Origin of the sequence: Phaeodactylibacter sp. (genome assembly GCF_040219495.1) — a bacterium.
GTDB lineage: Bacteria > Bacteroidota > Bacteroidia > Chitinophagales > Saprospiraceae > Phaeodactylibacter.
Window position 1 is genome coordinate 1 of sequence record NZ_JAVJSK010000045.1, and the last position, 26,998, is coordinate 26,998.

19 protein-coding genes are annotated in these 26,998 nt (G+C 53.4%); 9 read left to right on the top strand and 10 right to left on the bottom strand.

Annotated elements, in window-relative coordinates; all coding sequences use genetic code 11:
• Positions 1-305: 305 nt before the first annotated feature.
• The 5 genes from RIC19_RS06200 to RIC19_RS06220 form a co-directional block, all read right to left on the bottom strand.
• Complete coding sequence (locus tag RIC19_RS06200; protein WP_350177428.1) at positions 306-728, bottom strand: type II toxin-antitoxin system VapC family toxin; 423 nt, start codon at positions 726-728, stop codon at positions 306-308.
• Positions 725-982: a DUF6364 family protein gene (locus tag RIC19_RS06205; protein ID WP_350177429.1), complete on the bottom strand. Its 258-nt coding sequence runs from the start codon at positions 980-982 to the stop codon at positions 725-727. The genes RIC19_RS06200 and RIC19_RS06205 overlap by 4 nt, the downstream gene beginning before the upstream one ends.
• 101 nt (positions 983-1,083) lie before the next feature.
• Complete coding sequence (locus tag RIC19_RS06210; protein ID WP_350177430.1) at positions 1,084-1,479, bottom strand: VOC family protein; 396 nt, start codon at positions 1,477-1,479, stop codon at positions 1,084-1,086.
• Between the two features lie 152 nt (positions 1,480-1,631).
• Complete coding sequence (locus tag RIC19_RS06215) at positions 1,632-3,287, bottom strand: DUF1501 domain-containing protein (RefSeq protein ID WP_350177431.1); 1,656 nt, start codon at positions 3,285-3,287, stop codon at positions 1,632-1,634.
• 10 nt (positions 3,288-3,297) lie between these two features.
• Positions 3,298-4,749, bottom strand: coding sequence for a DUF1800 domain-containing protein (locus RIC19_RS06220; RefSeq protein ID WP_350177432.1), 1,452 nt, complete (start codon positions 4,747-4,749; stop codon positions 3,298-3,300).
• Between the two features lie 86 nt (positions 4,750-4,835).
• Here RIC19_RS06220 and RIC19_RS06225 point away from each other — a divergent pair, with 86 nt between their 5' ends.
• Positions 4,836-8,072, top strand: coding sequence for a T9SS type A sorting domain-containing protein (locus tag RIC19_RS06225; protein WP_350177433.1), 3,237 nt, complete (start codon positions 4,836-4,838; stop codon positions 8,070-8,072).
• A 7-nt stretch (positions 8,073-8,079) separates the two neighbouring features.
• Here RIC19_RS06225 and RIC19_RS06230 read toward each other — a convergent pair whose 3' ends face one another.
• From RIC19_RS06230 to rfbB, 4 genes are all read right to left on the bottom strand, one after another.
• Positions 8,080-11,874, bottom strand: coding sequence for an FG-GAP-like repeat-containing protein (locus RIC19_RS06230; RefSeq protein WP_350177434.1), 3,795 nt, complete (start codon positions 11,872-11,874; stop codon positions 8,080-8,082).
• Between the two features lie 146 nt (positions 11,875-12,020).
• Positions 12,021-12,719 carry an RluA family pseudouridine synthase gene (locus RIC19_RS06235; protein ID WP_350177435.1) on the bottom strand — a complete coding sequence of 233 codons (699 nt, stop codon included), beginning with the start codon at positions 12,717-12,719 and terminating at the stop codon, positions 12,021-12,023.
• A gap of 37 nt (positions 12,720-12,756) precedes the next feature.
• Positions 12,757-13,458, bottom strand: coding sequence for a DUF502 domain-containing protein (locus RIC19_RS06240; protein WP_350177436.1), 702 nt, complete (start codon positions 13,456-13,458; stop codon positions 12,757-12,759).
• Positions 13,459-13,461: 3 nt separating this feature from the next.
• Entirely contained in the window at positions 13,462-14,523 is a 1,062-nt protein-coding gene (gene rfbB / locus RIC19_RS06245; RefSeq protein WP_350177437.1) for a dTDP-glucose 4,6-dehydratase, read from the bottom strand.
• A gap of 143 nt (positions 14,524-14,666) precedes the next feature.
• Here rfbB and RIC19_RS06250 point away from each other — a divergent pair, with 143 nt between their 5' ends.
• The 5 genes from RIC19_RS06250 to RIC19_RS06270 all read left to right on the top strand — a co-directional run bounded on the left by RIC19_RS06250 (position 14,667) and on the right by RIC19_RS06270 (position 22,355).
• Positions 14,667-15,425, top strand: a complete 759-nt coding sequence (locus RIC19_RS06250; RefSeq protein ID WP_350177438.1) for a hypothetical protein — start codon at positions 14,667-14,669, stop codon at positions 15,423-15,425.
• The gene (locus RIC19_RS06255; protein WP_350177439.1) at positions 15,425-16,675 is read left to right on the top strand and encodes a 3-deoxy-D-manno-octulosonic acid transferase; all 1,251 of its coding nucleotides are present in this window, start codon (positions 15,425-15,427) and stop codon (positions 16,673-16,675) included. Before RIC19_RS06250 ends, RIC19_RS06255 begins: the two co-directional genes overlap by 1 nt.
• Before the next feature lie 137 nt (positions 16,676-16,812).
• Entirely contained in the window at positions 16,813-17,814 is a 1,002-nt protein-coding gene (locus RIC19_RS06260; protein WP_350177440.1) for a bifunctional heptose 7-phosphate kinase/heptose 1-phosphate adenyltransferase, read from the top strand.
• Positions 17,815-17,952: 138 nt separating this feature from the next.
• Complete coding sequence (locus tag RIC19_RS06265) at positions 17,953-20,442, top strand: T9SS type A sorting domain-containing protein (protein ID WP_350177441.1); 2,490 nt, start codon at positions 17,953-17,955, stop codon at positions 20,440-20,442.
• Positions 20,443-20,504: 62 nt separating this feature from the next.
• Positions 20,505-22,355 carry a T9SS type A sorting domain-containing protein gene (locus RIC19_RS06270; protein WP_350177442.1) on the top strand — a complete coding sequence of 617 codons (1,851 nt, stop codon included), beginning with the start codon at positions 20,505-20,507 and terminating at the stop codon, positions 22,353-22,355.
• Positions 22,356-22,442: 87 nt separating this feature from the next.
• Here RIC19_RS06270 and RIC19_RS06275 read toward each other — a convergent pair whose 3' ends face one another.
• Positions 22,443-23,615, bottom strand: a complete 1,173-nt coding sequence (locus RIC19_RS06275) for a cysteine desulfurase family protein (RefSeq protein ID WP_350177443.1) — start codon at positions 23,613-23,615, stop codon at positions 22,443-22,445.
• A gap of 458 nt (positions 23,616-24,073) precedes the next feature.
• On the opposite strand from RIC19_RS06275, the gene RIC19_RS06280 reads away from it, so the two are divergent.
• Genes RIC19_RS06280 through RIC19_RS06290 form a run of 3 tightly spaced genes read left to right on the top strand, consistent with a single transcriptional unit; the run spans position 24,074 to position 26,991 of the window.
• Complete coding sequence (locus RIC19_RS06280; RefSeq protein WP_350177444.1) at positions 24,074-24,415, top strand: carboxymuconolactone decarboxylase family protein; 342 nt, start codon at positions 24,074-24,076, stop codon at positions 24,413-24,415.
• A gap of 39 nt (positions 24,416-24,454) precedes the next feature.
• Positions 24,455-26,761: an ATP-dependent helicase gene (locus tag RIC19_RS06285; RefSeq protein WP_350177445.1), complete on the top strand. Its 2,307-nt coding sequence runs from the start codon at positions 24,455-24,457 to the stop codon at positions 26,759-26,761.
• Positions 26,761-26,991 carry a hypothetical protein gene (locus RIC19_RS06290; RefSeq protein ID WP_350177446.1) on the top strand — a complete coding sequence of 77 codons (231 nt, stop codon included), beginning with the start codon at positions 26,761-26,763 and terminating at the stop codon, positions 26,989-26,991. Before RIC19_RS06285 ends, RIC19_RS06290 begins: the two co-directional genes overlap by 1 nt.
• Positions 26,992-26,998: the final 7 nt, after the last annotated feature.

Below are 26,998 nucleotides of genomic sequence, written 5' to 3' on the forward strand. Positions count from 1 at the left end.
CTTTACGGTGTTTTTTGGAAGTTCTACAGCCTTTTCTGTAACTTGCTCAAGAAGCGTAAATGTCGACATGTCTTTTGGTTTTCGTCGACTTTAAAGATAGTCGCTTTTACGCTTCTTTTCTAAAATGTCTAGTGGTGTGCTATTAACAGATGATCCGTAACCTTGATGTTTTAAATCATCATGACTAGTCTAACTACCGACAGCCTTTAAAAAAACTACTGCACGTTTTTCCCCGCAGTTCAAGCTGAGCTTCAATCCTTTGGAGGGGGTACATACCGCACCTACAGCGCGGGGGAACAGCAGCTTTACTTTGTCTTTTCAAATTCGGTGAGAAACTCTTTTGGTGTTTGAATGGACAAGTTACTTTTAGAATAATCTTTTACATTTCTGGTTATGATTGACTGTATTCCATGCTCTGCCGCACAAAAATTTTGAATGGCATCTTCAAAATCTTTAAATTCAGAATAAGCCGCTTTTTCTACTGTACTCTTGTGGACTGAAAGTGTCTCCACTAATTTCAACATTCCCTTAACTTTTTCCCTTGCTCTTGTTTTATTTTCTGTCCGGCTAATCAAATAGTGAAGGTTACTAAGACATAAGGAGGATATATTCAATTCCAATTGTTTTCGGTTGCCATATTCCATTAGTTTCATGGATTCCATCGCAAAAGGTTCACGTTTGGTTAAAAAATCCATTACCACATCCGTATCAAGGAATACCCTTTTCATTTCAAGTATTTTTTTGCCAATTCTTCCGCCAGTATTTCTTTATAATCCGTTGATTCCGGAATTGGCTTGACCGAACCCCACAGCGATTGGACAAGAGGGCTGATTTCAAAGTCACTATCCTCTGAGTTGTTTTGAACAAGGGACTTCAGGTATTCTTCAATAATGCCAGAAAGGCTCCTTCCATTCGATTTAGCATATTTTTTGGCAGCATCTATGACATCTTTATCTACCGTCAACGTTAATTTAGTATTCATTTTTACGTGTTTTCTTATTTGCAAAAATACGTGTTCTGTATCCGCTTTGCAAGTCTATTCTCTTTTTCGTGCCTGCTGCAAGACCAAGCCCGCCTTACCCTCTACAGTGTCTGTACCAGTTGAATGTAATTGCCGCAAGTATCATCCAGAATAGCAAATTTCACTGGCCCCATTTCCGTGGGCTTGATGCTAAATTCCACACCGAGGCCCTTCAGCCATTCATATTCAGCCTCCACGTCATCGACGTCGAATTGCGTCCAGGGAATCCCGGCATCCTTCAGGGCATTTTGATAGACTTTTGAGGGTTCAAAATGATTAGGCGCAGGTTCCAGCAGCAGCTCCGGGCCGTCCTGCCAATCTTTTGAGACCAACGTCAGCCACCTGTTGCCCCCACCTAAGGGCTCATCCTTCTTTTTGATGAAGCCTAATTTCTGGGTATAAAACTGCAGGGCTTTTTCCTGGTCCCGGACGGGGATGCTGATTAGGGTAACTTTCATGACTTAGGATTTTTAAAATGATGCTCTGCTACTGATTGTTTTCTATTTGAATAATTTTGACCAGACTTTTTGTTTTCTCAATTTTTAAAAATTGAGAAAACTCTAAATGAGTAAAAGCAAAAAATAAAACCAAACCTGGCAAATCCCGACCTTTACCAAGTGATAAGCCTTGTAAATGCCCGCCCACCGGCTTCCAGCCGATAGTAATAGCGGCCCGGGCTGAGGAAGAACTCAGAAGGTACAAAACGCAGCCGGTGACTGCCCGCTTCCTGATAGTGGTTCCAAAGAGTGCGGGCGGTGGTGCCGTTTTCGTAAAGCAGCACAATACGCACCGGACCGGGTTGCCGGACGGCATAGTGGATATCGAAAGCCAGCCCTCCATCCGGGGAAGGCTCGTGGCCCAGCAGCATCCCTACTTCGTTGGCACCGATTGGCGGGTCAGCAGGGGGCAGCAGGCCATCGAGTGGCTGTAGCCCTTCGCTGTCGAGGAGGTGCTCCGTGACTTCCGGGGGCGTGCACAGCCAGTTTTGCATGACGCTGGCGTAAACCGACCGAAAGTCCACCGAAAAGAGTGGATCGCCATACTGATCGGTATTGTCCAGATCAGGGGCTTCGCCCAGGAAATCGCTGCCCAGCCCATCACCAAAGAGCAGCATGGGCGCGCCCGTACCATGGTCTGTCCCGGCTGAGCCATTCTCATAAATGGTGCGGCCAAACTCGGAGAAACTCATGGTCAGGACATTCTCGCTATGCCCGGAAGCGGCCAGATCAGCATAAAAAGCCTCTACACTGCTGCCCACCCAGTCTAGCAAATTGGGGTGGAAATTCGCCTGATTGCTGTGGGTATCAAAGCCATCGATGCTTACCATAAAGACCTTGGTGCCCAGGCTGCCTTTGATCATGCGGGCGACGATCGCCATTTGTTCAGCGAGGTAGTTGTCAGGATAGCCCACCTGATTGCTGCCATCGTTGTACGCCCGCTGAATGGACTCCGAATAACGGAAGGCGCTGTTTGCCACCTGCCGCACGTACCGCAGTTCGCGCTCGAAAGGCTGATTGCCCAAATTGCCCGACTCGTAAAGCGTACCGGTTTGTGCAATCTGATAAAACTCCGCCGGATTGCTGATCGCCAGCGCATAATTAGCCGAATCACTGCGGAAGATCATATTAGGCTGCACCCCAATCTGCAGGGCAGGCGGGATAACCGGCGGTGCGCTTAGAAAAGCAGGCAGGTCCTGCTCCAGCCAGCGCCCCATCCAACCGGTATTGACCACCTCACTGCTATCGGAAGCGGAAGCCCAGATATCGGAGGAGCGGAAGTGGGAATAATTTTGTTGCGGATAGCTGACGTTGTGCACCACCTTCATGCGCCCATCTTCCCAGAAAGGCTGCAGCCCGAGTAGTTCGTTCGGCATGCCATAATCGTCGGACAGCGCCCAAAGTCCATTTTCGGGTACGGCAAGGGTAGGCCGGATGTTGTAATAGGTGTCATTGCCACGGAGGATGACCGTATTCAGCCCATCGTTGCCCCCTTTGAGACGCAGGAGGACCAGCACGCGGTCGCCGCAGTTCGTATTCGACAGTCCCGCCAGCATAGGCCCCGGTGCAAAGGCGCTCACCGGGTAACCACTCAGCGTCAGGGCACCGCCCAGCGCAGCCAGGCCGGTCATTTTCAGGAAATCCCGCCTGCCCCATTCCTGATGCATATTTTCGTGGGCTTCGCCATCCTGCAAACGGGTGCCTTTTTTGCGCTCCAGGTAGCGTTTGGCCTTGGGGTGGTAGGTATCGTGGTGATCGTGCTTTGCCATTATTCAGAGGTTAGTTGAGCTGCCATTCCGGGAGGCGGACCAGGTGAACAAATAGGTTGACAATCTGCCAGGGCACAGCACCGTAGTACAGGCTCCAGGTGCCGTCCTCAAAGTAATTGTCGGGCACATCGCCTTTGAAGTACAGCGTTGCCACTTCCAGCAGGCGGTCTTCGAGCGGGCGGTTCAAAAAGAAAGTCGCCAGCGACTGCGTGATGACCGCCGGATCGGTTTCCTCCAGCCCCACCCGCTCGATAGCCATATCGCGCAGGCGGTCGAGGAACGCCTGTGAACCGGTCATGCTGTACAGCACATTCTCACAACCTGACCACCGCGCGGTAAGCGTATTCTCCGTCAGCCAGCTGTGGTGCTCCGGCCAGCCCGCCACGTCCACCGGGTTGAAGACTTCCTGCCCGAGATTGCCTGCCAGAAAAGTGAGGTACCCAACGAGGTCTTCATTGTAATCTTCTTCCCAAATGCCGCCCGTCCTGCGAATGACGCCAACCAGGGCTTCCAGCGGGCTGCGCACCCGGGCATTGATGAAGCGCTGCTCGTAGAAATGCTCGCTTTGGAAAAGCTGCCGCAGCACGGGCATGATTTCCCAGTTGTTGTCCCGGAAAGTCTGCGCCATACCTTCCACAATGACCGGGTCGGGCTCTTCATAGACATAAAAGCGATAAAGCTTACTGCAGATGTAATTGGCCACCTCCTGCGAACGCAGCGTAAAAATAAGCTCATGCACATCGTCGTACCCCCAGTTGCCCGCATGCCCGAAGATGGTTTTGGAGGTATTGTCGTAAAGGTTAGGATCAAAATTAACGGTAGGGTCACAGGAATACATATTCACCCGCCAGCCGGTCAGGGCGCGGGCTACCTCTACGATATCGTTTTGGGTGTAGCCATTGCCCTCGCCCATCGTGAAGAGCTCCATGAGTTCGCGGGCGTAGTTTTCGTTGGGCTGCTCTGCGATATTTTGATTGCCATTGAGAAAGGTGAGCATGGCTGGGTTAACGCCCATTTCTTCCACGAAAGTGCGGAAATTGCCAAATGCCCGCCGGTGCAGCAAGTCGTAATAATGCCACATAAAGGAGTTGCAGGCATAATCATTCTCGCGGGTCACAAAGTGGTTGTGCCAGAACAATGCCAACTTGGACCGTACGCTCTCGGTAGCCATTTCCCGGATCCAGCGTCGAAAGAAGGCGCTCTTGACTTCAAAATAAGTCTGCATATCGTCATCCGGGTAATCATCGTAAGCCCAGTTGGCCCAGTAGGGGGCGTCGGGAGCAGGCAGGTTGGCGGCCCCATCGAGCAGTTGGTCGGCCAGCGCCTGAGGCGAAAGCGACAGCCCTGCAGTGACCGTGTTATGAGCGGCTCCGAAACCCAGGCGGGCATAAAGGTGCTGCACCCGTTGTTCGTTCCAGGGCTTTTCCGCACTCGGCTGATAGGGCGCTAATGAATCTGGCATAATGGCTGGTATTGAATCGCAATTCCTAAAATTAGCAAAAACCCAACGATTATTTTGTAACTTTCATGGAGCAAAGTATCTGAACCTTGAAGACATACATCTTACCTTTATTCCTATTGCTGCTTTCCACGGTAGCAACCACCGCTCAGGAGCTGCTTTTTGAAGAGGACTTCAATAGCTGCGGCCTGAGTAGCAACTGGACGGTCAACCTCACCGGCAACCCGGATGCGGCCTGGTCCGTTGGACTGCCCGAAAATGAAAACAGCGATGGCAGTACTATCGACGGTAGCTGCATGCTGATCATGGACGATGACGCGACGGGTGAGAATAGCCCCGCCTGGACGCTCCAACTGGAATCCCCGCCGTTCGATGCCACCGGCTGGTCGCGGGTAACCCTCTACGCCGATGTCCACTTCCGGAATTACGATGGGCTCGATGCTTTTGACCTCCTGGCTTTCGATGGTAATGAATGGCAATTGCTCCGCCGCTTTCAGGGCGTGGAAGGGCAGACCGGGACGCAGTTCTCGGAATTCCTACCGGTAGAATTAGACCTCACCTTCTATGCCCACGATGCCCTGCAAATTGCCGTCCGCTACGACGATGGGGGCACCTGGGGCTGGTGGGCCGGCATCGACAATATCCGGGTGGAAGGCACCGGCAGCGGCACCCCTGTCCTTCTGGAAACCTTCAACGAATGCGCCCTCCCCGATGGCTGGCTCAATGAAAACCTAAGTGGCCCGGCGGGATGGTCGTTCGGAATGGTGGACAACGAAAATGCCGGCGCCAACAACAGCATCAACGGCTCCTGCATGGCATTCTTTGATGACGATGGACTGGGCGAAGATGCCCCCTTTTCCAAAGCCCTTCTGCTAAGCCCGATCATTAACGGGCTGGAATTTTCGGAATACCGCCTCGAATTCGATGCCGTCATCCGGCAATACACGGACCTGGAAAGCCTTTCGGTGGGCCTAAGAGATGAAGCGACCGGCGAGACAGCCTGGGCACAAGCCTATCTCGAAGATCAGGGCGGTCCGCTGTTCGACAATTCCGTTCAGCTGGTGGTTGACCTGTCCGAATACCGTAGCCCACAGATGCGCCTCGCCTTCCTCTACGACGATGGCAACGGCTGGGGTTGGTGGGCCGCGCTGGACAATATCAAACTGATCGGCGAAGGCAGCACCAATGACCTTTGCGAGAACGCCATTACATTAGAACTTGACGCCCCCTGTACGCCCGGCAACAATCAGGGCAGCGTCTACACCGGACCCGATGCCTGTACCCCGCCCGGCATAGGCAGCCTTTGGTACCAATACCACGCAGCGGGCAGTCAGTGGGTACACCTGCGCACCTTTGCCGGGTACAACGATGCGGTCACCATCTTCACCGGCGATTGCACCTCCCCGGTACTGCTCACCTGCACCGACTATGATGCACATGGCTTTACCGGAGAAGACTTGTACTTTGAAGCCACAGCAGGCGCCACCTACTTTATCCGGGTACACGGTCAGCGCGCGGAGTTTGGAGTGCCCCGCGGCCCGCACTGCATCCAACTGGCCAACGATGGGCCGCCCCCGCCCCCACCGGCTAATAACGACTGCGCCAATGCCTTACCGCTGGAAGCCGATGGTGATTGTGTGGCCGGCAATAACTACCACGCCACCTTTGAAGGGCCGGTCCCAAGCAGAAACAACAAAGCACAGGCCGACATCTGGTTCCGCTTCACCCCGGAAGATGGAACGCCACTGCGCATCCAATCCCAAGCCGATTTTGCCGATGTGCTCACCGTCTACCGGGGCAGTTGCGTAGCGCTGGAAGAGGTCGCCTGCAATGAACTGGGGCAGGAACTCTTCCTCGAAGCCCCCGAAGCCGGCACGACCTATTACCTGCAGCTCAGCGGTTTCTTTGCCACCCTTGAAGGCACCTGCTGCGTAAAAATCGAAGCTGCCCCTCCCGAACCACCGGCAAATGTGCTCTGCGGCACCGCCCTCGATCTGGAGCTGGGCGATGACTGCACTACTGTAGAACCGGCCGGGGCAGGCTTTTCCGGACCTTTGTCCTCCTGCGCACTCGGGCAGTCCGATGCCGTTTGGTATGCCTTCACCGCACCGGGCACTGGCTCGGTGGCTTTTGACCTGGAAAGCGATTTTGTGGCTACGTTAAGCGTTTTCAGCGGCAGCTGTGGTAACCTCGAAGAAATTTACTGCGCCACGGCCCCCGATGCCTGCACCCATACCAACCGCCTCAGTGGGCTCACCCCTGGTCAGCAGTACTTCCTGCGCCTCGGAGTCAACAGCAGCCTCACAGGCTGGGCGGGAGCAGGTACGGCCTGCCTGCGGGTGGACGAAGCAAGCGGGGCACCTGATGCCGCCCCCCTATCCCTTTTCGCCAATCTGGAATGCTTTGGCAACGGGCGCGCCTTACTGCTACTGGAAGCCACCGGTGGCTCCGGCGGTTATACCTTTACCGGCGCTCCGGATGGCAGCCTGCTTGACGATGGTATCGCTTACTTCGCGGAAGTAACGGATGAGGCAGGGTGCAGCGCGGTGATCTCCGGTACGATCAACTGCCCCGCTACCTGCCCTCTGAATGTGGAAATTGAAATTTTGGAAGAAAACGACTGCCCCAACGACTTCAACGCTGTCCTGCAAGTGGCAGCATTGGGTGGTTCCGACAGCCTGCGTTATACCTGGCAAAACGGATATGACGGCCCTCTGCTCACTCAGGCTATGAACGGCAGCTACCGGGTGACGGTCACCGACCTGACCAACAATTGCACGGCCATAGCCGCTTACGAAATTGGGGAAATTGCACCAATTGCCGTGGGAGTCCTGGAACTCAGCCCGCCGTCCTCCGGAGGTATGGATGGCAGCATTTCGGTAACAGTTATCGGCGGCACCCCGCCTTATCTGTACGAGTGGTCATTGGATGGCGAATTTGTTTCCAATGCCGCCAATCCACAAAATCTAAGTGCCGGCGTTTACCAGTTGCACATTACAGATGCCAATGGCTGTACCTTCAGCTCTGAGGATATTGAGCTGGGCACGCCTTCGACCACCCTTTCGGAGCCTATGCATGCCCGCATCAACGTTTATCCCAACCCGAACCGCGGCCTCTTCTACGTAGATGCGGAGAATTTACCCGCTCCCGTCACTCACCTGGAGGTGTACACTGCTTCCGGGCAGTTGGTCCGGCGCGTGGAAATCGGCGACAACTGGCAACCGCCCTATGCCGTTGACCTTTCGGGCAGCAGCACGGGGCTGTACCTGCTCCGGGTGTTTACCGAAGCAGGCATAGCTCAAAGAAGGGTAATAGTGGGGCGGTAGATTTTGGTTACCGCACAATCGTCACCGGAAGTACCTCGCCAGACTCAGTGCGCATCCAGTACCGGCCTGCGGGTAAGGCATCGACATCCACGGAGGTCACCTTAGCCTCCAATGCTATAGTTTGAAGCCATTGCCCTGTGGCATTGTACAATTGCAAACGCTGTGGCAATAATTGACCGTAGGACCTAATCCAAATACGATCGCGGGCCGGATTGGGGAACAGGGAAATTTTATTGCCCAGGGAAAGGCCTGTTGATCCACTGCTGATCAGCACCACCTCCTCACAATAAGTATGTTCCCCCCAGTCATTAGCTGCCGTGAGGCAAACCGTGTAGGTGCCGGGTGCAGCATAGGTGTGCTCCGGGTGCTGCTCCGTACTGCCTTGCCCATCGCCGAAGTCCCAGGTCCAGCTAGTGGGGGTATTGGTGGAGATATCCGTAAAAACAGCCTGTAGTTCGGCCGTTTCGTAGGCGAAGGCGGTTGCAGGCGTGAAGTCGGGCAGTTCGGATACCATTACATTTTGAACGGTGTTGGTGATGATAGGCGGATTGAAGTCGAAGTAAATGCCAGCGGTATTTTCAACTAGGGTATTTTCGTCCAGCCCGGGCAGGATTTCGATTTCAAACTGCACAAAGCCGTGGCTTTCCGGTTCATTGGTGGTGCTGTCGGGCAGCAGGATGTCCCGGAAGTGAAATTCCAAACGGCCATCTTCGTACAGTATGGCCTCGTAGGGATGGCTGCTGCTGCCTGGCACAAAGGTGGCCCAGTCGAGGTCTTCCGATAGCTGATCGCGCAGAACCACATTGAAGGCGGTATCGGTACCCGTATTCTGAAAACGGATGGTGTACAGCAGGGGCTCCTCAAAAAGGGTATAGTTTTGAGTAAAAGGCGGTTGTTCCGAACGCGCCGGGTGCACCTGCTTGTCATTGGGGTCATACGCACAATTGATGATGGAAGTGAACCCAAAAGTCGCTGCGGGCAGGGGTTCACCTATGGCATTATAGGGCACTACGCCCACCTGAATATCCAGGGGCGAACCGATAAATTCCACTCCGGCAATGACCATGCTCAACGCTACGGAGCGGCTCTCTCCCGGCTGCAGGCCTTCAAAATCCCAGAACAGGGTATCGCCTGACGACTGAGCGGGCACGGGCGTAGCTTCCACCAATTCGGCCAGCTCATTGAGTACCAGGTAGGCCCGTCCATCGAAAGGCCAACAGCCGTCATTGGTGTAATTAAGCCAAAAGGGCACGGTAAAGCCGCAGCGGGTGGGCGCAGAAGCCAGCGTTATGCCTGCTTCGGGCTCCTCGGTATTCGGGCTTACGCCAAATTCCAGGCTGTCAATGGGCGTGCCGTCGAAGGTGATTTCGTAGCTCTCGGGGGTGGTAGTCAGGGTCCAGCATGCTTCGAGCTGGGGGCTGATGTTGTAGGTGCCTTCTGCCCCGTATACGGTAAACCGCCCTTCCTCATCTGTGAAGACCGCCAGTGCTTCAGGCTCTATCGTGATTGGAAAACGGTCGAGGAGGACCTCCTGTGTGTCGCGCTGCCCATTGGCATTGATATCAAAGAAAACCTGCCCGGAAACGCCCACGTCGTTGGCCAGATTATAAGAGACAATGATACGGTCGATACCGCCATTCGGAGGGGTCTCAGCACTACCGACAATATCCAGGTCGCCATCGCCATCCATATCCACTACTTCGAAGCCCCGAACGGCTATAGCTGTATTTGGGATCGGGACCGGAGATAAAAAATTGCCACTACCCTGCCCCTTCAGCCACTGCATTGGAAAATCCTGATAACCCGAAGTGACGATATCCTGAACGCCATCCCCATCGTAATCCGTCAGTGTGAACTTTTCCATAGCCGGGCCCCCAACGTAGATATCCTGCTGCGCCCCCAAATAGCCGCCCCCTGTACCTGGCCACCAGGCAATCCGGTCTTCTCCCCCAAAGCTGTTATCCGCAGAAACGATGATATCCATTAAGCCGTCCTCGTTCAAATCAGCGGCCTGTGCATAGAGCGCCGTTGTTATGTTCGTGGTCAGGGTATGAAGGTTGTAAAAATTCCCTCCTCCCAAATTAATCCGGTAATCGATCACCGGGTAATCGCCTTTGCAAACGACGATATCGGTAAGCCCATCGCCATTTAGGTCCGTAGGGAGGACATCCAGTACCCCTTCCACTTCTTCCCAAAGAAGGATGTAGTCTCCCCAACTACTGCCATTATTCGGCACCCAGCCTACGTAGCCGGTAGGCTGGCCATTGTGGCTCGGAGAGGCCCAGAGCATATCGAGGTCACCATCACCGTCCATGTCTGCCATTTGAAGGTCCCGCTTGAAAAAATAACCGCTCTCGAAAGGGGGTGTTTCGGTAAAGGTGCCATCCGTATTGTTGATGTAAACGCAATAGATGCTTTGGTTAGTCGCATTGTCCTGCACACTGCCTGCGAGGACATCCGGCCAGCCATCGTTGTTGTAATCAAAAACAGCAATACTGGCAGGTTCAAAATTATGCCTTCTGGCAATCAGCCTGGGCTGCGAATACCCCTGGCCCTCATTTCTAACCCAAACCAGGGCATCGCTGCCACCGGAGCCCACGGCAATATCCGGCCGGCCATCCTGGTCAAAATCAGCAACTACAGGGATGCCAACCTTGTATACCCCAAGTTCTACGAGTGCGGGCGGGGCAAACGCTCCATTGCCTTCAGAGGCCAGCCAAAGCAGGGCTTCCTTCGGAGGGGCCGAGCTGTTAATTCCATAAAGGATGTCCGGGAAACCATCTCCATTGAGGTCGGGCAGGTCTAGAAAGCGCTGATAAGCGGCATAATCCTGCAGCTTGATGTCTGGCCCGAAATGACCGGTACCATCGTTTTGGAGCCACCCTACTTCGCCGTAACGGTGGCAGGAAGCAAGGTCAAGATCGCCATCACCATCCATATCCGCAGTCTGCACATAGTAGCTACCGTAGGCGGGCAGCAGGGTATCAGGTGTGGAAAAGGTACCGCCGCCCAGATTGCGGAAAAGGGTCAGCCCGGCACCACCTTCGTCTTCAATGCGGTTGGAACAAACGATGTCTGGCAGGCCATCCCCATCAAAGTCTCCGGTAACGACCGAATTAGGGCCCAAATGAATATCATTGATAACCTGAAAATCAGCAAAAGTGCCATTGCCCAGGTTCTCATGCCAGCAGAGGCGATGGTCGGAATGAGCGGCGACCACAACGTCCTGATCACCATCCCCATCCAGGTCTTCTGCATGCACGCTATTGGCACTATTGTGATCAGCGCTAAGGAGCTGAGCATCGCCGAAGGTGCCGTCACCCTGCCCGGGCAGCCAGGATACACCCTGAGATTCTCCGACAAGGGCATCGGTTTGCCCGTCACCATTGAGGTCGGCAAGGTAAAGGTCTGTCACAAGCCCGGCGTCATAAATGATCGTGGGCGGCCCGAAGGTACCATCGCCATTATTAAAGTGAATGCCGAACCCTGCCTGGTAGGAAGCAAAAAGCAAGTCTTCGTCCCCGTCGTTATCCATATCGAAGCTGGTCAGGGAGCGGTAAAGCCGGTCCGTAAAGTCAATGGGGTTTTGATGGCCGAAGGTGCCATCCTCAAGCTGCGGGAGCCAAAACAGGCGCTTATCGGTAGCACAAATGACGTCGGTTCGGCCGTCCCCGTCTACATCTGAGCCAATACTGAATTGGACATTACCGACTTCATCAAAAAGGTCGATAGCCGGGGCATACTGAGCGTGCAGGCCCAGAGTCAGGAAAAGGCCTGCTACAATTAACTGGAGTTTATTCATCGCCTGTTTGGGTTTAGAGGGTGCTGTTGGGGGTGCGCTACATACTTCGCTTAGTGAGGGCATTTCCCCGGGCTGATACGGAAGGAAAAAAGCTTGAAAAGTGTTTATGCTTTTACGACGTCTGCTCAAAAGACAATCGTGATGGCCTACCGATCCTCCCATTGATTGGCAAACATCCTCCATACCGCATCGGTTTTGATTGGGTTGGCCGTAATCGTTACGGGTTCTTTGCGGACGGGGTGCACAAAAGACATAGACCGGCAGTGCAGGTGGATAGACCCATCGGGGTTGGGATTAGGCGCACCGTACTTCAAATCACCCCGGATCGGGCAGCCGATACGCGACAGTTGTACCCGGATTTGGTGCGGCCGGCCGGTCAGCGGATTGACTTTGATGAGATGATGATTGCCTACTTCGGCGATGAGCTCGTAATCGAGCTCTGATTTTTTAGCATCTTTATTGCGGGGGCGCACGGACGCATGCGCCACGTTGCGGGTACGGTCTTTGTCGATATAATGTACCAGGTGCCCCTCAAGGGGGTCAGGCCGGTCTTCCGTGATTGCCCAGTAAGTTTTCTGAATTTCCCGCTCTTTGAAGAGGGCATTCATTCGGGCCAGTGCTTTGCTGGTCCGGGCATAAATCACCACCCCGCTGACCGGGCGGTCAAGGCGGTGAACGGTGCCCAGAAAAACCGCCCCCGGCTTATTGTAACGGTCTGCGATATATTGCTTCACGAACTCGCTCATGGGCTTATCTTCCGTGATATCGCCCTGCACAAGAATCCCTGCCGGTTTATTGACAGCAATCAGGTGGTTATCCTCAAAAAGTACTTGTAATCCTTGCATATTGCCTTTCTAATTCTGGGACGAAGGTAAGGAACGATTAGTGAATAACTTCATCATTTTCTGTTTCCCCATCTATTGCACTACCAGCTTCAGGAAAATTGAATAGGCTGGAAGACCCTGCGCCCACACTTATGATAGACCGCATAGCATCCTCGGGGCGGGTGTTCACATATTTCACATCTTCCTTTTTCATGTGGAAGACAAAGCCGTTCGTTGGATTGGGGCCGGTGGGGACAAATACGGTCACATAGCCGTTCTCCAGCTCATCATCCGTAACAAAGCCTGTCATCAAAGTGCCACTGCCAAAAGGATCGGCGAGTACGACCTGAGAAAAAGGCACCTTTTTGCGCCCGATGAACTGCCGTACGGTTTCGCGAAGGACGTTGTAGAAGGGCAGGCTCATCAACCAGCGCTGTTCAAAGCTGGTAACCATTTTGCTCCCCGAACTTGTACGCACGACGAGCCCCAGAATAAAGAAAAGGGTCAGAACGATTGCCAGCGCCATGAAATCGAGGAACCACCCCGGCAACTCATCCGAAAAAGGCAATAAAGCCCGGACCGGGGAAGCCATGTTGGTCATGAAATTGACAAGTAACCGGACCAGGAAGAAAAACAGGGTCAGCGGTAGAATCACCACCAACCCCCCAATGAAAGTTGTTGCGAAAAATCGGCGCAGGCGTTTAAAAATCCGCATATAGCGGTGGGACCGCCTGCGTACCTTTTCGGAGGGTTCAATCATGCGTTATGCGTTCGTCTGATATTGTTGTTCATAATAAGCCTGATAGGCTCCGGAAGTCACCCGCTCCATCCAATCGGTATTTTCTAAGTACCATTGTGCGGTTTTGCGCAGGCCTTCTTCGGCCTGAATGCTGGGTGCCCAATTGAGCTCATTCATCAGCTTGGTGGCATCGATTGCGTAGCGGCGGTCGTGGCCCGGCCGGTCTTTCACAAAAGTGATCAAGGCACGGGATTCGCCCTGCTTGCGCCCCAGCAGGTCATCCATCAAATCGCAAAGCTGGTGCACCAGGTCAATGTTTTTCCACTCGTTATTGCCACCGATGTTGTACGTTTCGCCATTTTTGCCTTCATGGTAGATGAGGTCGATGGCGGCAGCATGATCTTCCACCCAAAGCCAGTCCCGGGTGTATTTACCATCACCGTAAACCGGTAGGGGCTTACCGTGGCGGATGTTGTTGATCATCAACGGCAACAACTTTTCCGGAAACTGATAGGGGCCATAATTGTTCGAACAGTTGGAAATCACAATTGGCAGTCCGTAGGTGTGGTAATAGGCCCGCACGAGGTGGTCAGAGCTGGCCTTGGAAGCCGAATAAGGCGAGCGCGGGTCATAAGCGGTCTCTTCGGTAAAGAAGCCGGTCTCGCCCAGCGTGCCATACACCTCATCGGTGGAAATATGATAAAAACGCTTACCTGAGAAATCGCCCCAGTGTTGTTTGGCCGCATTGAGCAGCACCATCGTACCCACGATATTGGTCTCAATAAAGCTCATAGGGTTTGCGATAGAGCGGTCTACGTGCGACTCTGCTGCAAGGTGAATCACGCCGTCAAAGTCATAGGAACCAAAAAGCTCCTGCATAGCGCTGGCATCCGTGATGTCGGCCTTGACAAAAGTATAATTTTCAGCCCCTTCAATATCTTTGAGGTTTTCGAGGTTGCCCGCGTAGGTCAGGCTATCGAGATTGACGATGTGGTAATCCGGATATTTGCTGACCATCAGCCGAACGAGGTGCGACCCAATAAACCCGGCACCACCGGTAATGAGGATTGTGGTTGACTTAGACATGTTCTTTGGTTTTGATTTGCGGTACAGTGGTTCGGTGTGTTTGTGGACGTTGGACGACAAAGTTAACGAATTCTAACGGCTGTTGCCAGTCCTGATGCGAGTGATTTTTCTACCTTTGCATGCAGATCAGAAACCCTCTACTTATGCGTACGTATTTTTGGCTCTTTTTGTTGCTGCCCTTCATGGCTACAGCACAGGAATATGGAGAATTTGACCTCAACCGGGGCAACGGTATCCTCTTCAACCTCAGCTACGCTTACCACTCCCCGGGCGGCGACCTGGGCAAACGCTTCGGCGACCACTTCAGTGTGGGCTCAGGTTTGGAGTTCATCACCGACAAGGGCAACTGGATTTTCGGGCTGGGCATGAATTATCACTTCGGTAATCAGGTAGGGGAAAACCCTTTATTCGGTTTGCAGAACGATCAGGGTGGCATCATCGGCAACAACCGTGGCTACGCGGACATACAACTGAGAATGCGGGGCTACTACATTGGCGGGCATGCGGGTAAGCTGATCCCCCTGGGTTTCGCTAATCCGCGTTCGGGGCTGCGGATAACCGTGAGCGCCGGGCTACTACAGCATAAGATCCGGATACAGGATGACCCCCTGAGTTTTGTGCCGCAGCTCGATGAGCAGTACAAAAAAGGCTACGACCGCCTCACCAACGGGCTGGCTTTCACCGAGTTCATTGGCTACCAGCTGCTGAGTACTAATAAACGGATCAACTTTTTTGCCGGGCTGGAATTCACCCAGGGTTTCACGATGAGCCGCCGGTCATTCGACTTTGCCACCCGTCAGCAAGACACCGCCGAGCGCCTGGACCTGAACTTCGGCTTCCGGGTAGGCTGGATCCTGCCCTTTTACGTGGGCGAACGGGCTTCTGAAGAAATCTACTACTAATGGCGTTGTACACCATTGGGATTTACCTCTATGGCTTTGCTTTACGCCTGGCTGCGCTGTTGCACCCCAAAGCCCAAAAATGGGTACAGGGCCGGCAAAACTGGGCAGACCATCATCGTCAGCTGCGGGCTGCTTTGCCCAAAGACCGGGATCTGTTCTGGTTCCATTGTGCCTCTCTGGGTGAGTTTGAACAGGGCCGGCCACTAATCGAAGCCCTCAAACAACGTACCAACCCGCCGCTCATACTCCTGACGTTCTACTCTCCTTCCGGGTATGAAGTCCGGCGCAATTACCCAGAAGCCGATGCGGTAACTTACCTTCCATTGGACACACCGGCACAAGCCCGGGTATTCCTGGAAATCTGGCAGCCGCAGCTCGCGGTATTTGTGAAGTACGAGTTCTGGTTCAATATGTTGCGGCAGTTGCAGCAAAAAGAAGTCCCTATTCTCCTTATCTCTGGCTTATTCCGGCCGGGGCAGGTGTTCTTCAAACCATTCGGTGGCCCGTTCCGCCGCCTGCTCAAGGGCTTCGGGCACCTCTTCGTCCAAAATGAAGCTTCGGGCCAGCAGTTAGAACAAGCAGGCATCACCCGCTATACCGTTGCCGGCGACACCCGGATCGACCGGGTCCAATCCATTGCTGACGGTGCTCCTGCCATTCCCATTGCGGCAGATTTTTGCCAGTCGGCACCCGTGCTCGTCGCAGGCAGTTCCTGGCCGGAAGATGAAGCCTACCTCCTACCCTACATCAACCAGGAACTACCGGCAGCATGGAAAGTCATTATTGCACCGCACGAAATTGCAGAAGCGCACCTGCAGCGTATCGAACAACAACTCAGCCTTACCGTGGTACGCTACGGCAAGGTAGAAGGGCATCCGGAAAAGCTCCACGCTGCACGGGTGCTGCTCATTGACAACATCGGTATGCTGTCTGCCCTCTACCAATACGGGCGTATTGCCTACGTTGGCGGGGGCTTTAAGACGGGGCTCCACAACACCCTTGAGCCTATCGCCTTTGGCCTGCCGGTGCTATTCGGGCCCCGTTACCACAAATTCGAGGAAGCCCGCTACCTGGTAGCGCAGGGAGGCGGGTTTGTCATTGAAAATGCGGACGCCCTGTCTGAGGCGCTCGAGAAATTACAGCGCCCGGAAGCCTATCAGGAAGCCTCGGCCAAAGCGCTGCAATACATACAGCAAAATCAGGGCGCTACCCAAAAAGTACTGTCCTGGATTGAAAGTGCCGGTTTATAACCTTTCGTTGCCTGTTCTTTTTTGAAATTTGTCAAAGCAGCTTCGGCTATAGGTTTGTCCTCCCTAATTTCTATATTTGCTGTTCACCCAAATGATCGCATCAGCGGCGTAGAAACTGCATCGACCTACTAGAGATTATGACTTCTAACCTTCTGGCTTTTGAAGCCTTCGAACAGCAGAACATCCTGGTCATTGGCGACGTGATGATTGACCGCTACCTGACGGGCAGTGTAGATCGCATTTCGCCGGAAGCACCGGTGCCCGTTGTCCGGCTTACCGGGCAGGATGACCGGCTGGGCGGTGCTGCAAATGTTGCTCTTAACCTCAGAGCCCTGGGGGCCACGCCCTATCTGTGTTCCGTCATCGGAGACGATGACAACGGTGCCCGCCTGCGCAGCCTGCTGCCGGGAGTGCAACTCTCTGACCGTGGGCTGGTACAGTCCGGAGAACGGCGGACAACGGTCAAGTCCCGGGTCATAGCCGGCAATCAGCACCTGCTCAGGGTAGACGCTGAAGATACCCACATCCTTTCTGAACGCGAACAGGAAAACCTGTTGCAGCAAGTGGCAGAGCTACTGGAACAGAAAGAAATCCATGCCATTCTTTTTCAGGATTACAACAAAGGAGTGCTGTCCTATTCGGTCATCCGGGCCGTCATTCTGGAAGCCATCAAGCGGGACATTCCTACCGCGGTGGACCCTAAGTTCGACAACTTCTGGTCTTATAAGCACGTCACGCTATTCAAGCCCAACCTGAAAGAAATCCGCGCACAGATCCCTTTCGACATTCAGCCTACCCTGGAAGACCTGGACCAAGCAGCCAACTACCTGCGTGGTAAACTCGGCAACCCCTACAGCTTGGTGACCCTTTCCGAACGGGGCATCTACCTGAATAACAAAGGGCAGGGCCAGACGATACCCACCTACCCCCGGTCCATCACGGATGTCTGCGGCGCAGGCGATACCGTATTTGCAGTGGCCGGGCTCGGGCTTGCGATAGGCCTGCCGCTCGATGAGATTGCCCGTCTGGCTAATCTGGCAGGCGGACAGGTTTGCGAACGTGTCGGTGTGGTCCCCGTTGACCGGGTACAGCTACGGGCAGAGTATGCTCAGCTTCTTCAAAAGGGGGAGATTTCGTAATCTGGATTGCCAAAGGAAGGATTGCGCTGGTTTTGAGCATAAATTTATTCTACATTGTTTATTGCATTTACGCCCTGACCATCAAAGCCAGCAGAAACATCCTTTGTTATTACGTTACTATAAACCCCTAGATAAGCTATGAAAAAAACGTTTACCCTAATTTGCTTTTCGTGGTTCAGCAACCTGATGCTATTTGGCGCGATCCCCTTCTGGGAAGTCCACTTTGAAACAGGCTTACCCAACGGGTGGTCGGTTGAAGATGCTTCGGGCAACGAAGTTTTTTGGAACCACTGCGATAATTTTTCTGAATGCCTGACCGGACAAGGCCCTATTAATGGTTTTTTCTCCACCTCTGCTGAGGATGGCTTCATGTTGCTCAATTCCGGTGCTGCCGGCCCCCTGCCCGGTGCCGGGCATGTCAGCCGCATGCGGAGCAGCAGCGTTGATTGCTCCGCCCATGAGCGGGTCTTTGTTCAGTTTCAGACCAGCATAGCAACCGACAACGAAGCCGCCTTCCAGAAAGCAATCCTGCGCGTGATCACTCCGCAAGGTGCATCTACGTTCCGCCCCTTCCCCACCCTGAAGCGCAACGAGCAGCAGCTCGCCCCGAATCCCAATATCGCCCCTGGCCGGCCGTATGTGGTCACCTTTGATATTACCAACCTGGCTGCTGGCCAGCCCTCGGTAGAACTGGAATGGGAATGGGCCGCCAATTACGAATTTGCATGGATGATAGATGATGTGATCCTGACCGAAAACCACCCTGCCGAGCCGGATCACGCTGTATTCTTCGAGCCCTTCGAGTTTGGGGATAATGGCTGGACCTCCAATGTCCTCTTTTTTAGTGAAAGCGACTCCACCTGGCAATGGCGGGCTGGTGGCGATGCCAGCCGTGGCCTTGGTGCCGACCGCAGTGCGCTCGGCCCGGATTTCTTCATCCATTCCCAAACAGCAGTAGACGGGGCGATGCTCTTCGATGCGGACTACTACACCACGCTCGGAGAAGAGCCTGCACAACAGTTTCACCTGTGCGAGCTTATCTCGCCGGTCATAGACCTCAGTACGGCGGAGAAACCACTGGCGCTCTCCTTCCATCAGCTGGCGTGGCTGGGCAATACCGCTTTCAGTGCCCCGTCCTCCCCCGAAGGCACCCGGTTTATCACCTCTTTCGCCTACAGCACAAATGGGGGCAGCAGCTGGAGTCTGCCACAGGGGGTCAACCCTTACCTCACACCCGTTACCAGCGCCAATGGTGATCAACTTCCTCCCTATGACAACCGGGAATACTTTCCGCTCCCCGACCTGGAAGGCGTAACGGAATTTCGCATCAAATTCACCTGGGCGGGCGACTTTTACTTCTGGGTATTAGACGATATTGCGCTGGAAGAACGCCCGGACAGCGACCTGCGGACCAACCCGAATTTCTTTGCCCGGTCCCCTAATCTAAAAACGCCGGCAAGTCAGTTACTTGACATACCGCTGCAATCAGACCTGCAGAATATTGGTAGCCAAAACGCCACCGTTGTGACCCGCAGTTTCCACCTGGAAGCAGCGGGCGGAAGTACCCCGCTTTTCTCCGTAACCGAGCCTGTCGCCGAAGTACTCGAAGTCAATGCCCTTTACGAGAACACGCCCTTTGGCAATCTACTGGAAACAACCAGCCTCCCCGGTACCGGCACCTACACTGGCACCTACACCGCCGGGCATGAAGAGCCTGATCAACGTCCGGAAAACGATGCGGTAAGCTGGTCGTTTGAGGTTACAGATTCCACCTTTGCAAAAGAAGCCGGGTTCACGAGAGATATCGCCCCGGTAGAAGAAGTCGACTACACCTACGGCAACTGCTTTTTTGTCCCGAACGGGGATGGACTGTACGCCCGCTATGTAACCTTTGCCGTGAGCAACCCTTTACCTCTGGCTAACTCCAGCCGGGCGGTCAATGTCATCCTCCACGAATGGGCAGGCGATCTCAATGAAAACGACATAGCGGATGCCGAAGAGCTGGAAGAAATCGCAATCAACCTCTACCCTTTCAATGGTACAGAAGGGTTGGGGGAGATCACGCTCCCGGTTTCCTTTGAAGGGGCCGGTGTCCCACTGAAAGATAGCACCTATTACCTGATCAGTGTACGGTATAATGACCCTACGCCGCCCCTGCTGTTTATGCTCGCCAGCGACACTATTGACTACACTGCGACGGTTGCGGCGCACAATTCCACGCCCGGGCTTGTTCCACAGTATGCCAGTGTATTAGACATCGGCAACGATGGGGCGTTCAGCTTGCTGGGCTTTGGGTATGATATTGTCCCCCTGGTACGCCTCCATATTGGAAATTCTCCCATACTAACTTCCGCTCAGGAGGAGTCTCCGGAAACTCCTGCAATGACGGTAAGCCCCAATCCTGCGGATGCATACTTCCAGGTATCAATAGAAGGGGAATGGGCTGCAAAAGACGCCCGGTTATCTTTAATTGATGCCCGAGGGAAGACAGTTCTTATCCGGGAAATTGAGAATTCTGGTAATAAAAACTTTACATTTGCAGCTCATAAGCTCCCTTCTGGGTGGTATTCTCTAAAATTGGAGACTGCTGCAACCACATTTACCAAGCCCCTGGTTGTTCAACATTAATTTCTCTTTTGGAGAAGCTATTTTCTCTGAAAGCTATTTTAACATCAAATCACTTTACATACATGAATTTACGTAGACTAATTACATTCACTTTATTTATGATGAGCATGGGCGTATTCACGACCCTTTCTGCTCAAAATATTTTGCTTTCAGAAGACTTCGCCAACGGTATTCCTGCCGAATGGATGAATGAAGATGCCTCTGGTAACGGGGCCATATGGACCTGGTGTAATGATCCGGCTGCGGGCCAAGGCGATGGCTGCCCGGCGATCTGGAATGATCAGATCAACCAGCAAATGCCTTTTGCATCAGCTACGGCCACTAATGGTTTCATTACTGTAGACTCTGATGCGGCAGGTAACATCACACACACCAGTGAGTTAACCATTCCGTCACAGGACTTCTCAGCAGAGGATGCCGTATGGATTGAATTCCAAACGCACATTGGCGTCTTCACCTTTGCAGCAGAAGGCAATGCGATCCTCCGGGTCAGCAATGATGCCGGTGCCAACTGGGCTTCCTATGAAATATTTCCGGGCTTGACAACCGGCGAGCGCTGGTCGAGCAACCCGGAAGAAGTTACCATCAATATCTCAGATGTAGCTGCGGGCGAATCAGATGTCCTGATACAGTGGCAATGGACTGGTAGCTTTGAATACAACTGGAATATCGATGATATCGACATCTTTGACGCTGACCCTCGTCCAGCTAACGATATGCGCGTCAATAACTTCCATGCAGTTGCACCAAACTTTGCAACGCCTGCATCTCAGGTAACACCATTTGGATTCGTCGCTGATATTGAGAACCTCGGTGCTCAGGCGCAGCAGGATGCAACCCTGTCCGTTTCTATCAGCGGTGCCAGCGGTGATGTTTTCTCTGATGAACTGGTATACTCCATGGTGGGTGCGGACTCCGTGGCGGAGAACGTATTCTTCGAAAATGAATTCACCCCTGAGATGATGCCTGGTGCATACACTGGTCAGTATGAGCTGACTTTAGGTGAAGCTGATGCCAACCCCGAAGATAATGTTCAGAATTTCTCCTTCATCGTTACGGATACGCTATTTCAGCGTGACAGTGGCGAGGGCCTCGGTGGTACCCGTCCGGCTGATGATAACGACTTCAGCTACGGTAACGTATATTATGTAGCTAACGGCGAAAATCTCTTTGCCCGCTATGTGACCTTCGGCATAAGCAACTTCGACGAGGTAGCAGGTTTTGCTGTGTCTACATTGCTTTATGAGTGGTCTGGCGACCTTAATGGTGATGGACAGGCTGCCGGTGATGAACTGGAGGGGCCTATCGCATTCAACAGCTACGTTTTCACGGGTGAAGAGACAGGTCCTCTGGTAACTATCCCGATTGATCTTGACGCAAATTTCCCTGCGCTGAATGATGATACTTACTACATCATCGTAGTACAGTTTGCCCCGGAAGATGAAGATTCTGACCTATTCCTGAGCACAACTTCTGACATTGACTATTCTGCTTCCAATTTTTACCAGGACTCTGTAGGTAACAAAGCTGTCCCATACGTAGCACTGGATGTGAGCAACGTTGGCGAATTCTCACTGGTCGGCTTCGGTCTGGACAATATTCCGGTTGTTCGCCTTTCAGTCGGTTCAGCAACAAACAATACCGTTGCTCAACTGCCGGAAAACAGCCTTGCAATCATGCCTTCTCCTGCCAATACACAGTTCCAGGCTATCGTAAACCTGGAAACACCGGCACAGGAGGTAACGGCTACACTGTTCAGCGCGAACGGACAAGTGGTGGAAACCCGCAACCTGAGCAATATTCAGCAGACGACGCTGGACTACAACGTCAGCAACCTGCCCGCTGGTAACTACTACCTGCGCTTGCAGACCGAGCAAGGTATCCGTACCCTGCCCGTTGCTGTACAGCACTAATTGAGATCATCAAAACTCAATAAGGAATGCCCCGGTGGACACTTGTTCCGCCGGGGCATTTTGTTTGGTTACGAATGGCTGAACCGGTTACGGCTGTTGCGCTTCCCACACCGGGCTGCCTGCCCGCACTGCTGCAACGGCATTCCTAACCAAATCCACGGCCCGCTCAATATCTTCCGCCCGGGTAAAGCGCCCCAGACTAAACCGCAGGGAGCTGTGGGCTTCTTCTGCCGTGAGTCCCATCGCCCGGAGCACATGGGAAGGTTCTACTGATGCCGAGGTGCAGGCAGAGCCGGAAGACAGCGCCAGTTCCTGCCCAAAGCGCATCATGACGGTATCGGATTCGGTGAAGGGGAAAGCGATATTCGAAACATGTGGCAAACGATGCTCCGGATGCCCGTTGAGAAAAGCCCGGGGTACTTCCCTGAGCAGTTGTTGTTCCAGTTGGTCGCGCAGAGGTCGCAGGCGCTGAGCCTCTGCTTCCATTTGCGCCTTTGCCAAGGCAGCCGCTTTTCCAAACCCGACAATGCCCGGCACATTCAGCGTACCCGACCGAAGGCCCTGCTCGTGCCCGCCACCGTGCACCTGAGCAGCCACGCTCACCTTGGGCTGCCGGCGGCTTACATAGAGCCCCCCCACCCCTTTCGGGCCGTACATCTTGTGGGCAGAAAAAGCCATTAGGTGAACTCCGGCTTCCCGCGGATGGCAGGGTAGCTTGCCCACCACCTGTGTGGCATCGCTCATCAGCAGAGTGCCATGCTTGTCGCAAAGCGCTCCAATCTCCTGCATGGGCTGCAGCACGCCGGTCTCGTTATTGCCCCACATAACGGACACCAGCACCGTATCCGGTCGAATGGCGGCTTCCAGCTCAGACAGGTCGACCAGACCATCGCGCTGCACCTCCAGGTAGGTGACCTCAGCCCCCAGTTGTTCGGCCCGGGTGCAGGCATCAAGCACGGCTTTGTGCTCTGTTTTCAGGGTAATGAGGTGGTTGCCTTTGCGGCGGTATTGCTCCAGTGTGCCCAGGATAGCCAGATTATCTGACTCGGTAGCGCCGGAGGTGAAGATGACCTCTTTAACTTCTGCGCCGATCAGGTTGGCGACCTGCTTGCGTGCCGACTTAACGGCATCTTCCGCCAGCCAGCCCAGAGCATGATTCCGGCTGGCTGCATTGCCCGGTTGTTCGTAAAAGTAGGGCAGCATGGCTTCCACGACCTTGGGGTCGCAGGGGGTGGTGGCGTTATTATCCAAATATATCATTCTTCTTCCTCTTCTTCAGTGGGATATTTGACACTAACGATTTATCAAATCAACACTCATTAAGGAAATTTTTCAAGCTCTTTTTTTCCTTCTTTCCATCTACCATGAGCTTAACTTCCTCGTAAGCAGAGGATAAACTCTGATAAAACTCCATTTCTTCTTCGTTCAAACTCAAGAGCACGCCCGGCGAAAGGAGTGCGCCGGGCGAGACTGGCACACCTAGTCTTTTTCAAGAGCACGCCCGGCGAAAGGAGTGCGCCGGGCGAGACTGGCACACCTAGTCTTTTTGCTAAAGCAAGAATTAGTGCTAAGTGATCTTTTTTCTCGATACTCAATAGTAAGCGAGTCATATCTTTTCTTTTTCTGCTTAACGAAAGATAAGAAATTTTAGTTGCGCCTCCAATTCGCTCGCCGGGGCAGAATCCCTACTTTTGCCTTTCGGCAAAATACCATCCAATATGTCACAAGTACAAGAATTCAACGACTACCGGGCCAAGATGAATGAGAAAATTTTGGCGGAGGATAATAAAGTTTTGAAGCGCTTTTTCAATCTCGATACAAATGCGTATCAAGAGGGTGCACTTTCTTCCAAAACTAAAGAATTGCTGGGGCTTATAGCGTCTATGGTACTGCGGTGCGATGACTGCATCCGCTACCACTTGGGCAAATGCCACGAGCAGGGCGTGACCAAAGCGGAGGTCTTTGAGGTCTTCGCCATTGCCAATCTTGTGGGGGGCTCCATCTGCATCCCGCATACGCGCCGGGCGGTGGAGTACTGGGAAGCTTTGGAGGAAGCATAGGGATTTTTGGAATACGGTCTTAAGAAACGGAAAACAAGCATGAGTTATTTAGACGAATTGAACGACGTACAGCGGCAGGCGGTGACGAATACTGATGGCCCTGTGCTGGTAGTCGCCGGGCCGGGCTCCGGTAAGACCCGGGTACTGACCTACCGCATTGCTCATCTGATTGAGAAAGGGACGGCGCCCTGGGAAATCCTCGCCCTGACCTTTACCAACAAAGCGGCACGCGAAATGAAGGAGCGGATCGGAAAGGTGGTCGGTCCGAGAGCCAACCGCGTGTGGGCAGGCACCTTCCACTCGATCTTCGCGCGCATCCTCCGGGTGGAAGCCGAAAAGATTGGCTACCCTTCCAATTTCACCATTTATGATTCGGACGACTCCAAAAGCGTCATCCGGTCGATTATTCAGGAGATGAACCTGAACAAGGACCACTACAACCCCAACGCCATCCTCTCGCGTATTTCCTCCGCCAAGAGCAGCCTCATTACGCCAAAGCTCTATGAAAAAGACGAAGAGCTGCGCGAACAGGACCGCATGGCCAAACGCCCGCACCTGCACGCCATCTACAAAAAGTATACCGCCCGCTGCAAACGCTCCGGCGCAATGGACTTTGACGACCTGCTCTACCGACTGTACGAGCTCTTCCAAAAAAACCCGGATAACGTACTCGACAAGTACCGGGAGAAATTCAAATACGTCCTCGTGGATGAGTTTCAGGATACCAACCACCTGCAGTATTCCATCATCCGAAAGTTCATTCAGTACGATAAGAGCCACCGCAACATCTGCGTGGTTGGTGATGATGCGCAGAGTATCTATGCGTTCCGGGGAGCGACAATTCAGAACATCCTCGACTTCGAGAAAGACTTTGAGAACCACGGCATTCAGGTATTCAAGCTAGAGCAAAACTACCGATCCACGGAGCACATCGTACAAACAGCAAACGAGATCATTGGCTACAACCGCCGGCAAATCAAAAAAACCATCTGGTCGGACAAAGGCGATGGGCACAAGATCAAACTCATCAAAGCGATGACCGATGGAGAAGAAGGGCAGCGGGTTGCGGATACGATCCTGGAGCAAAAGAGCCGCAACCACCTGCGCAATAGCGAGATTGCCATTCTGTACCGTACTAATGCCCAATCCCGTGTTTTTGAGGAATACCTGCGCCGGTACAACATCACCTACAAGATTTTCGGGGGGCTTTCCTTTTACCAGCGTAAGGAGGTAAAGGATACCGTTGCTTACCTGCGCCTGGCTGTCAATAGTATGGACGAGGAAGCCCTGCGGCGGGTCATCAACTATCCCAAGCGCGGTATTGGTAAAACAACGCTGGACAAAATCAGCACCGTCGCTGCGCAGCTGGACAAGCCTCTTTGGGAATGCCTGGGCCGGGTACAACTCAGCAAACGGGCCAGCGGGGCTATTGCTGATTTCGTAGCCATGATTAAGTCCTTCCAAAATAAAGCAGCACAGGAGAATGCCTACGAAGCGGCCAGCTATATCGCCAAGCAGTCCGGGATACTAAAAGAACTTAAAGCCGACAATTCGGTGGAAGGCATCAACCGGCTGGAAAACGTCAATGCGTTACTGGATGGCGTCAAAGCTTTTGTGGAGGACGATACGGTCATCGATACCGAGACCATTGCTGATAAATCTCTGGCCAGCTACCTGCAAAACATTGCCTTGCTGACGGACCTGGATACCAAGGAAGAAGAAGGCGTTGAATACGTAACCCTCATGTCCGTGCATGCAGCTAAAGGGCTGGAGTTCAAATCGGTATTTGTAGTAGGAATGGAGGAGAAGCTCTTCCCGTCTTTCATGTCTTTGGAGTCCCAGGACGGCATTGATGAGGAGCGCCGCCTGTTTTACGTGGCTATCACGCGGGCCGAGCAATTCCTCACGCTCTCCTACGCCAATAGCCGCTACCGGTACGGCCAGATGCGCTACAATGAGCCGAGCCGGTTCCTGCAAGAAGTACCTTTGGAACGCCTGGAAGAAATCAGTGGCGCCCGGTCTTCATTTGGCAGCCGGCAAGGCTTTACGGACACCTCCACGGCTTCCCAAAGCAATGGTGCCGGCGGTGCTAAAGTCTCCGGCAACTTCAAAAAGCCCGCCCGTTCGGTCAATATTGGTATTGACCCCAAGGACTTCAAGCCTAATGCCCCCTCTGAGATACAGGCTGGCATGAAAGTGCTTCACCTCAAATTTGGTGAAGGCAAAGTCCTGAATGTCGACGGTGGCAATGCCAACCGGATCGCCACCATTTTCTTCAAAAATGCCAGCGACCCGCAGCAGCGCAAGATCATGCTGAAGTTCGCTAAGCTGCAAATCATTGGTTGATGGAAATGGACCGTCCCACTTTGCTGAACGAGGCCGAACAACTGCGCCGACGGTGGTTCCGGCAGTTGCAGGCGATTGAAGGGGAACCCAACTGGCGCCGGGGCTGGGAACGGCTGGAAAACCTCCGAAGCCTGATCAAACAGGCCAGTCAGCACACTGGAGAAGACTGGGCAGAACAGCCCGCTGCGCAGCAGCTCCGGCATCTGCTGCAGGAAGCTAAGGATTTGTAAAGGGTGG